Origin of the sequence: Xenorhabdus yunnanensis (assembly GCF_028598805.1) — a bacterium.
GTDB classification, from domain to species: Bacteria; Pseudomonadota; Gammaproteobacteria; order Enterobacterales; family Enterobacteriaceae; genus Xenorhabdus; species Xenorhabdus yunnanensis.
Window position 1 is genome coordinate 20,386 of record NZ_JAQRFI010000051.1, and the last position, 9,251, is coordinate 29,636.

The window sequence follows — 9,251 nt, forward strand, 5'->3', positions numbered from 1 at the left end:
TGATTAACACTATTGACCTCAAGCGATATCTTGGGTTGATAACATTCATGTCTACCTTTTATATCTAATAAACTTCAAATAAAGGCAGATGAACCAGATAATTTTTTCATCTATGAGGCCAAGTCATTTACTACACCAGAAAAAGTTTTTATCAAATTCTCTAATAATAAAAATCATGTAATTAGACAATAAAAAGCCACTGAAATATAAAAAACCATTTTATTTAAAAAACAATATTTAATTAAAAATAGAATAAAAATTAAATAGCAGCTCAAAAAAACAATAAAAGCCATTGCTATAATATGCAAGAAAATAAATAATTTATTTATAATCACATTGTTACAAAAAATACAAGCAAGCAATAATTTTCACCGCCCATATTAATACAGGAATTTCAGGTTAACATTTAATATCTAAATGTAATCTTATTATCATTTAAATCATCAGAATAAGATGGAAAAATGGCACTGATAAAAACATCATAAACCAGTAAAAAAATTCCAATTACAATTAAATTTCAAGATTATTTTTATCAATAAATAAAACTTAACCTGACATTATTAACAAAAAGACAAAATACATTTAGACTCCAATTAAATATTATTTTTTGAAAACTCAGACAATATTTTGATTTTATTCTGATTTCCATGGCACATTTTTCCCCTGAATAAATCAGCACATTACCGTACAATTCCCCTCATATTGTTTCATGTAAGTTACCCGGAGAACGGATGGACGGACGATTTGTTCAATCCCACAAAGAAGCACGCTGGGCAGTATGCCTGACGTTGGCTTATCTTATTGGTTGGCTGCTATGTGCCTATTTACCCAGTGATGCCAACGGCTTAACTGGATTGCCGCGCTGGTTTGAACTGGCTTGCCTGCTGCTGCCCACCTTATTTATCATCCTCTGCTGGTTGATGGTGAAGTTTATATTCAAGGATATTCCGCTGGAGGATAATGATGCAAAGTGAAGTGATTCTGCCTCTCGTGGGATATCTGGCCTTGGTTTTTCTGCTGTCAATCTATGCCTATCGCCGTCGGCAAACAGGCGAATTCTTGAATGAATATTTTCTCGGTAACCGCTCAATGGGTGGTTTTGTACTGGCAATGACCATTACAGCAACCTATATCAGTGCCAGCTCATTTATTGGTGGCCCTGGTGCAGCTTATAAGTACGGTATCGGTTGGGTGTTGTTATCATTGATCCAACTGCCCGCGATATGGCTTTCCCTTAGCGTATTGGGTAAAAAATTTGCTATCCTTGCCCGCCGTTACAACGCGGTCACACTCAATGATATGCTTTATGCTCGCTATCAGAGCCGCTTTTTGGTCTGGTTTGCCAGTATAAGCCTGTTGGTCGCCTTTGTCGGTGCAATGACAGTACAATTCATTGGCGGGGCGCGTTTGTTGGAGACAGCCGCAGGTATCCCTTACGATACCGGATTGCTGATTTTTGGCGTCTCTATCGCCCTTTACACCGCATTTGGCGGATTCAGGGCCAGTGTCCTCAATGATGCCTTGCAAGGGCTGGTAATGCTACTGGGAACAGTGTTATTGCTGGCTGGAATTATCTACAAAGCCGGCGGGTTATCAGCAGCAGTTACGACACTGCGCACTATTGACCCGAATCTGGTTTCACCTCACGGTGCCGATAATATTCTCACAGGGCCATTTATGACATCTTTCTGGGTACTGGTCTGCTTTGGTGTCGTTGGGCTGCCACACACCGCTGTGCGCTGTATTTCTTATAAAGACAGCAAGGCTGTTCATCGCGGTATTATTCTTGGTACGATCATAATGGCAATCCTGATGTTCGGTATGCACCTTGCTGGCGCTCTTGGCCGGGCCATCATTCCTGATCTGACCATTCCCGATCAAGTAATCCCAACCTTGATGATCACCGTACTGCCTCCTGTTGCCGCCGGAATTTTTCTGGCTGCGCCAATGGCGGCGATTATGTCCACCATTAATGCCCAACTGTTGCAATCTTCGGCCACTATCGTCAAAGATCTCTACCTAAATTTGTTCCCACAACAGATTAAGCATGAGAAAAAACTATCGCGCATTTCCAGCTATTCCACCCTGTTTTTAGGCGCACTATTGCTGCTCGCCGCATGGCGTCCACCTGAGATGATTATCTGGCTGAATCTACTGGCATTTGGTGGACTTCAAGCCGTTTTTCTCTGGCCGCTGGTTCTGGGGTTATACTGGGAAAAAGCCAATGCCTACGGGGCAATCAGCTCAATGCTGACAGGTGCGGCAGGCTACACTTTGCTGGCAACTTTCAATATCCAACTTCTTGATTTCCATCCCATCGTGCCATCTCTATTGTTGAGTTTACTGGCATTTTGGATAGGGAATATGATGGGTAATAAACACACACAACAAACCGCTGCTCCTCAATAATTACAGCGTGATTCACAGAAAGAGAATTTTTTATGCCTTGGATACAATTAAGATTAAACACCACGGGACAACAAGCTGAAGCTTTGGGCGATGAGCTTATGGAAAGTGGCGCAGTATCTGTAACCTTTCAGGATAGCCACGATACTCCTATTTTTGAGCCTCTGCCGGGAGAAACCCGTTTATGGGGCGATACCGATGTGATAGGCCTGTACGACGCTGAAATGGATATGAAAGCGGTTGTCAGCCAATTGGAACAGATCCCACAACTAGGCAAAGGTTTCATCCACAAAATTGAGCAACTGGAAGATAAGGATTGGGAGCGTGAGTGGATGGACAACTTCCACCCAATGTGCTTTGGCAAACGTTTGTGGATTTGCCCTAGCTGGCGCGAAGTGCCAGAACCAGAGGCGGTTAATGTTATGCTTGATCCCGGTCTGGCCTTCGGTACCGGAACTCACCCAACAACGTCCCTTTGTCTGCAATGGCTTGATGGCCTTGATCTCACAGGTAAAACCGTGATCGACTTCGGTTGCGGCTCAGGCATATTGGCTATCGCAGCCCTGAAACTGGGAGCGAAACACGCTATTGGCATTGATATTGATCCACAAGCGATTCAAGCCAGCCGAGATAACGCCGAACGCAATGGTGTATCTGACCAATTAACTCTCTACCTGTCTAAAGATCAACCTAAAGACCTCGAGTGCGATATCGTGATTGCCAATATCTTAGCTGGCCCACTACGTGAACTGGCACCTATCATCGGCTCACTGCCTAAATCTGGTGGGTTATTAGGCTTATCCGGTGTTCTGGCAAGTCAGGCTGAAGGAGTTGCTCAAGCCTATAACAATGAATTCATTATCGATCCTATAGCGGAACAAGAAGAATGGTGTCGCATCACAGGGATTAAAAAATAATCACTTAAGGCCTATTGAAAAGCGAGATTATCCACTAAAATGATCTCCCAAGAGGTCAGTTGGTGGTAATCTGCTCTCTTTGTTATTAGAAATATAGGTAATAATAAATTTCATTAATAACACGTAACTACATGTTATTTAACGCTAATTAACCGAATTTGAAAAAATCAACTGGAAAAAATCCGTTATAAATATCGATTCGCTCAAAGTTTGGCCTTTCATATCTTGTGAAAAATGCGTAATATACGCGCCCTTAGTCACAGTTGACCACTCTTTCTTCGCCTATGCGTATCGGACAATACCAGTTGAAAAACTGTCTTATTGCAGCCCCTATGGCAGGCATAACAGATCGTCCGTTTCGATCTCTTTGCTACCAGATGGGCGCAGGAATGACAGTCTCAGAAATGCTTTCTTCCAATCCTCAGGTTTGGAAGACGGATAAATCTCGGCTGCGTATGGTTCATAGCGACGAACCCGGAGTGCGTTCTGTACAAATTGCCGGTAGTGATCCCGATGAAATGGCAGCAGCAGCGAAAATTAACGTCGCTAATGGTGCTCAAATCATCGATATCAATATGGGGTGCCCAGCTAAAAAGGTGAATCGTAAGCTGGCTGGCTCTGCATTACTGCGTTACCCGGAATTGGTTGAAAAAATCCTTTCTGCGGTAGTCAATGCGGTTGATGTGCCTGTCACTTTGAAGATCCGAACAGGGTGGTCACCGGAAGAACGTAACTGTGTAGAAATTGCCCAATTGGCCGAGCGTTGTGGTATTCAGGCTCTTACGATACATGGTAGGACGCGAACCTGCCTGTTTAATGGTGAGGCCGAGTATGACAATATTCGGACAGTTAAGCAGACTGTTGCCATTCCAATTATTGCTAATGGCGACATTACTGACCCGCACAAAGCCGGAGCAGTGCTTGAATACACCGGGGCTGATGCCCTGATGATAGGGCGCGCTGCTCAGGGAAGACCTTGGATCTTTCGGGAAATCCAGCATTATCTGGAAACAGGAGAGTTGCTGCCACCGATGCCCCTTGGCGACGTGCAGCGCTTAATGAGCGAGCATATACGAGAGCTGCATGACTTTTACGGTCAAGGCAAAGGAGTTCGTATTGCACGCAAGCATGTATCTTGGTATCTCAAGGAACATGCCCCTGCTGACCAGTTTCGGCGCACATTCAACGCCATTGAGGATGCCAGCGAACAGCTGGAGGCGTTGGAGGCATACTTCGAAAATTTTTGCGTAAATTAAAGAAAAGAGCTGACAGAACTATGTTCGAACAACGCGTAAATTCTGATGTACTAACCGTTGCTACTGTAAATTCACAAGATCAGGTAACTCAAAAACCTCTGCGTGATTCGGTTAAACAAGCACTGAAGAACTATTTTGCTCAACTGAACGGTCAAGACGTTAATGACCTGTATGAGCTGGTACTGGCTGAAGTAGAACAGCCACTGTTGGACATGGTGATGCAATATACCCGTGGTAACCAGACCCGCGCAGCACTAATGATGGGAATCAACCGTGGTACTCTGCGTAAGAAACTGAAAAAATACGGCATGAACTGATCCTAGTCTTAGATCATGTTGTTATAAAAGCACTTTCTCGTTTGGGGAAGTGCTTTTTTTATTTTTGTTTATACAAATGTTTATACATGGTTCACTGAACGAATCTATAAGCGCTGTATAAGATGAGAACATCAATAATGTTGATATGAAGCGCTATTGGTGAAACTCGTTGCTAGTGATTAGGTCAGTACATTTGACTCGGGCAACCTTGTGAAGAAATTTCGATGGGTTTCGTCAAAAGTTATTGGAGTGTCAGAAGAGAATGTTATTACAGTGAGAAGATACCCCGTTACAGCTATCTTCCCGATGACTTTCAAATGGAACTGATTATTTTTATGATTTATCCCGAACCTTGCGCTCAATAAGCTGCCCGTACATATCAAAATACCGACTAGGCCAGATTTCAGAGGGATGTATTTCGAGATAGTTAGCAATTATCCATTCGCCTTTAGGCCACGGTCTGCTGAGCGTATTTGCTAGTGTAGATGAACTGAGGCCAGATTCACGAGAAACAGCCGCTAAGGTTGTACCGCGTTTACGTAATGCAGCGATGATATCAGCTTGATGCCAGTCGTTTTTGGTATTGAACATTCCTGCTATCCCTTCCATTAATTAATATTGATGGTGGCGATTCAAGACAGGGTTCGCAGTACCGGGAGTCATCGTCCGGCGAGACCGAAGCCTCCCCTGTCTGAACCGCCATTGAAAGGACGATAGCAGACACACTGGTAGAAAATTCCTACCAGTGGATGACTCTTTACAAGGCTGCGAAACCTTGACCATCGGATTTTGCCAATGGCGGGGCTACTTTAACTGATTGGTTTATCGGACTCAATAAGCGAATCAGTATAAACACTTAACTTTTTGCGTTATGTTCTGTCCGGATGAGATCTGATACCCTTGCTACTCTGGATTCAAGCAAATATGACAGTCAGCTCAGTGCCATTATGAGAAATTGTGATGAAACTTGTAGAGAAGTGAATGAGAAAAAAGCAACCCTATTACTTTTTCATATCCAAATATTTATTTAATGTAGAATTACATAACCAAGTTAGGTTAGGAGATTGTTTTATTACAATTTCGCTGTCACTACAAAAATACATATGTTACCAACGTTAAAGGCATGGAGGCCGTGTGCCAGTATCAGAGAAGTTAAAAAAAGTGATTTGGTCTAAAGCTGCAGGTAAGTGCTCTATTTGCAGAGAAGACTTATTGCTAAATGATGAAGCCAAAGAACTGACCCATTTAGTTGGCGAAGTTGCACATATAGTTGCAGAAAAAAAAGACGGCCCACGAGGAATATCCGATCTTACCCTATCAGCAAGAAATTCTGAAAGAAACTTGCTTCTGCTCTGTCTTATGCATCACAAGGTAATTGATGATAACCCAAGTTCTTACCCTGTTGATAGATTACTAGAAATAAAAAAATCACATGAAAATTGGATTTCTGAAAATCTGGCCAGTAATCCTGTCTGGGATACCAAGCTCCACCAGATGTATTACATAAACGTACCACGACTTTCTTTGTTATGTTCTAGATATGGGTATTCGCTAGATCTTTCGCGCTATGGCCGAATTAAAGCATTACATGAGTTAGGCTGGGAGCTAAATGGCCTAATGGGTGGCTTTAGTAAACTTTTAAGCATGGTGGAATTAAAAGCTGTGCCAATTGAGACTGCACTCACGCAGCCTTCCCTTATAAAAGGAATGTACATAAGTTTTGACCGCCGTTTCAGGACAAAAAACATACACATGCCCAACTGCTTATCCGATTACACAACAATATTTAAAAGCGACTTGAAAAAAGATCCCCATATTTACACTAAGATTGGAGACTACAAAGTGGTTGCTTTTATTGATAAGCGTTGGGTGACTACTAGCACTGCATTCTGCCAGTTTCGCCCTAGCTCTGGCCAAAATGATTTTGCAGGCATTGCATTCGTTAATAGCGTAGATATAACAGCAAAGATAGTAAATATTACTCCATATGTGGTTGGCATGCCGAGCAACGAATTTATCGAAGCTTTCTATGCAAGACTCTAACAAAGAGTAGCTAGAGACAAGTATTCGATTCGCTCTAATTCTCACAAAGCACGAGTTAAAGCCCACCTATCTCTCAGTAAGACTGCCATAAATAAACATCCCCGCCACAATCAGCGGGGTATTAATATGAAATCATCCGCTTCGCATCGTTCAGCTTAATTTTATGCGTCGCAAGCGACGGGTAATTAAACCCTCGAGATTAAATCTCCCTCATTATAGGAGATTGGTTATAATTATCTCACAGTGGAACAAAGACCGCATCATCGGCTAAAGAGGAATATAAATTGATTCCTTATGCCAATTTAGACGGTACGTGGGCAGCTATATACAAAACAATAGAGCAACTGCTGTTTGATAGAGAAAAAATGTAACAAGTAGCCGCGAAGAGTGTATTACGTTGTGTTTAATGAAGTCCCTAAGATAGACGTAAATGTCTGCTCCTCGCTCAAGCTGACTGTCAGATTTAGTCGCTCTTTTCTACAGAACACGCGGTCAGATAAAGTAGCGACTAACCCCAAAAAGGTGTGTGATATCTAACCTTCTGAACATTTGATTTCATTAATTCCTATACTGCTCAGGAATTAAAAAATCAATTAGTTATCTAAACCCCATCAAAGATATCCAGTCTTTGCTGCTGTTCTTCATTTAATATAAACGCAAAGTCTTCATGCTCATTCTGCCATGTACCAAAGCTCATCAGAAACGCAATAGCAGGGTCGATTTTATTCGCTGATTTCTTCTTATTCGGTTTGATATTAGCGTTCGCGTCGGTTGCCATCACCACATTGGACATTGCCCATGCCAGCACCGGATCGCCGTTGTGACGAATGACCTTGCGATTAACAAAGACTTCGGCAGACTTGGCAACGGGGCTAAACCGCATATAGGTTTGCGGGAACGGCTCGACCTCAATACCTGCGCCCTGTAATTGCGTTCTTAAATGGGTAGCGTTCCATGTGTCAAAGCCCACCAGTTTGATATCAAAATGCTGGCTGTCACGAAGAATATCATCACGAATACGATCATAGTCAATGCAGTCGCCCATTGTGGTGCGTATCCAGCCCAATTTCACCCACTGGCGATAAACTGCCCGGTTTTTGTTGGCGGGGTTTTGCAACTGGGCTTCGGGCAGATAATGACGAGTCAGCAATAACAGTTCGTTATCCACGGGGAAGATGTAACAGATGCTGGTGATATCGCCTGTTGAGGATAAATCTAATCCGGCGTAACACTCCAAGCCTTTCAGGTCGTTTTCATCATATTCTGTCTGGCAGGCTTTCCATGCACCTTCACCCATCCACGGTGTTTCGCCCTGACACCAGATATTAAACCGTTTAGTTAGCATTTCCGTCCATTGCGAGGGAATCCCCCGCGCTTTCTGGATGGTGTCATGCAAAGCGGCACTGTCCACGGAAATATTCAGATTGGGATTGGCCTTAATCCAAAGGTTTTCATCATCAATCTCGTTTTCATCGTCCAGCTCATAAATCAGGGCGAACAGCGATGCGTTTTGCTCTTCGCCATCCAGTATCTGGCAACAATAATCATAGTGTTGTTTACAGGCTGATATCACGTTACTGCCCGCCGTGGTAATGGCAAACAGGAGTCCTTCGGGACGTGCGCCCATGCCTAATTCAAGGGCAGAATACACCGCGTTATCAGGGTGCAAATGGTACTCATCGACAATCGCCAGACTGGGGTTTGTCCCTTCAATGGTAGAGGCTTTGGCTGCCAGTGGCTTTAACAGGCTATTGGTTTTCGGGTAGGTCAGTTTATGTTGCTGGATAGATAGCCGCTTTTTGAGCGGTTTGGAAAGTAAACTCATCTGGCGGGCATCATCAAACACGATACGCGCCTGATCACGGCTCACGGCGGCGGTGTAAATATCCTGCTGCCCGTTCTCCATCACGAGGAACCAATTAGCCAATATCGCGGCAACCGTGGATTTCGCATTTTTGCGTGGCACCTGAATATAAGCGCTACGGTACTTTCTGCATCCGGTCGCTTTTACCTTGAAGCCGAACAGATTGGCAAAGGCGAACTGTTGCCACGGCTCCAAGACAATGGGCTTACCCCGCAAGTGGCCTTTGACGTGTGGACATAGGTGGGAGAAAGCAATAAAACGCACCACGACCTCAGAATCAAACGTATAAATCGGGTTATTCAGGTCGTTATAGTAGCGTTCAATAGCTTGTTTCAGTCGCTTACAGGCCGGAATTGTGCCGTTTTGGATATCAAAAGCGTATTGCTCCCATGCATTCATAGGCGGTCTAACTCGTCCTCTTCCTCAGTTTCTACCGGATTTTTACGCC

Annotated in this window: 8 protein-coding genes; 6 read left to right on the top strand and 2 right to left on the bottom strand. The window is 43.5% G+C overall.

All coding sequences use genetic code 11. The features are described from left to right. Positions 1-731 precede the first annotated feature (731 nt). The 5 genes from PSI23_RS16935 to fis all read left to right on the top strand — a co-directional run bounded on the left by PSI23_RS16935 (position 732) and on the right by fis (position 4,896). Positions 732-974, top strand: coding sequence for a YhdT family protein (locus PSI23_RS16935; RefSeq protein WP_273556191.1), 243 nt, complete (start codon positions 732-734; stop codon positions 972-974). Beyond that, entirely contained in the window at positions 964-2,409 is a 1,446-nt protein-coding gene (gene panF, locus PSI23_RS16940) for a sodium/pantothenate symporter (protein WP_273556197.1), read from the top strand. Before PSI23_RS16935 ends, panF begins: the two co-directional genes overlap by 11 nt. A gap of 32 nt (positions 2,410-2,441) precedes the next feature. After that, positions 2,442-3,323: a 50S ribosomal protein L11 methyltransferase gene (gene prmA, locus PSI23_RS16945; RefSeq protein WP_273556192.1), complete on the top strand. Its 882-nt coding sequence runs from the start codon at positions 2,442-2,444 to the stop codon at positions 3,321-3,323. Positions 3,324-3,607: 284 nt separating this feature from the next. Continuing rightward, positions 3,608-4,579 carry a tRNA dihydrouridine synthase DusB gene (gene dusB, locus PSI23_RS16950; protein ID WP_273556193.1) on the top strand — a complete coding sequence of 324 codons (972 nt, stop codon included), beginning with the start codon at positions 3,608-3,610 and terminating at the stop codon, positions 4,577-4,579. Between the two features lie 20 nt (positions 4,580-4,599). Next, positions 4,600-4,896: a DNA-binding transcriptional regulator Fis gene (gene fis, locus PSI23_RS16955; RefSeq protein ID WP_010847912.1), complete on the top strand. Its 297-nt coding sequence runs from the start codon at positions 4,600-4,602 to the stop codon at positions 4,894-4,896. 333 nt (positions 4,897-5,229) lie between these two features. Here fis and PSI23_RS16960 read toward each other — a convergent pair whose 3' ends face one another. Then, on the bottom strand, positions 5,230-5,487 hold the full coding sequence (locus PSI23_RS16960) for a helix-turn-helix domain-containing protein (protein ID WP_187651325.1): 258 nt from the start codon (positions 5,485-5,487) through the stop codon (positions 5,230-5,232). A gap of 543 nt (positions 5,488-6,030) precedes the next feature. Here PSI23_RS16960 and PSI23_RS16965 point away from each other — a divergent pair. Next, entirely contained in the window at positions 6,031-6,939 is a 909-nt protein-coding gene (locus tag PSI23_RS16965; protein WP_187651324.1) for an HNH endonuclease, read from the top strand. Between the two features lie 601 nt (positions 6,940-7,540). Here the strand turns inward: PSI23_RS16965 and PSI23_RS16970 are convergent. Further along, complete coding sequence (locus PSI23_RS16970) at positions 7,541-9,202, bottom strand: terminase large subunit (RefSeq protein ID WP_273556194.1); 1,662 nt, start codon at positions 9,200-9,202, stop codon at positions 7,541-7,543. Positions 9,203-9,251 lie beyond the last annotated feature (49 nt).

Bases quoted from the DNA above. Each gene is read 5' to 3' on its own strand.
- prmA (WP_273556192.1), top strand. From the start codon at position 2,442: ATGCCTTGGATACAATTAAGATTAAACACCACGGGACAACAAGCTGAA.
- PSI23_RS16970 (WP_273556194.1), bottom strand. From the start codon at position 9,202: ATGAATGCATGGGAGCAATACGCTTTTGATATCCAAAACGGCACAATT.
- dusB (WP_273556193.1), top strand. From the start codon at position 3,608: ATGCGTATCGGACAATACCAGTTGAAAAACTGTCTTATTGCAGCCCCT.
- fis (WP_010847912.1), top strand. From the start codon at position 4,600: ATGTTCGAACAACGCGTAAATTCTGATGTACTAACCGTTGCTACTGTA.
- PSI23_RS16935 (WP_273556191.1), top strand. From the start codon at position 732: ATGGACGGACGATTTGTTCAATCCCACAAAGAAGCACGCTGGGCAGTA.
- PSI23_RS16960 (WP_187651325.1), bottom strand. From the start codon at position 5,487: ATGTTCAATACCAAAAACGACTGGCATCAAGCTGATATCATCGCTGCA.
- panF (WP_273556197.1), top strand. From the start codon at position 964: ATGCAAAGTGAAGTGATTCTGCCTCTCGTGGGATATCTGGCCTTGGTT.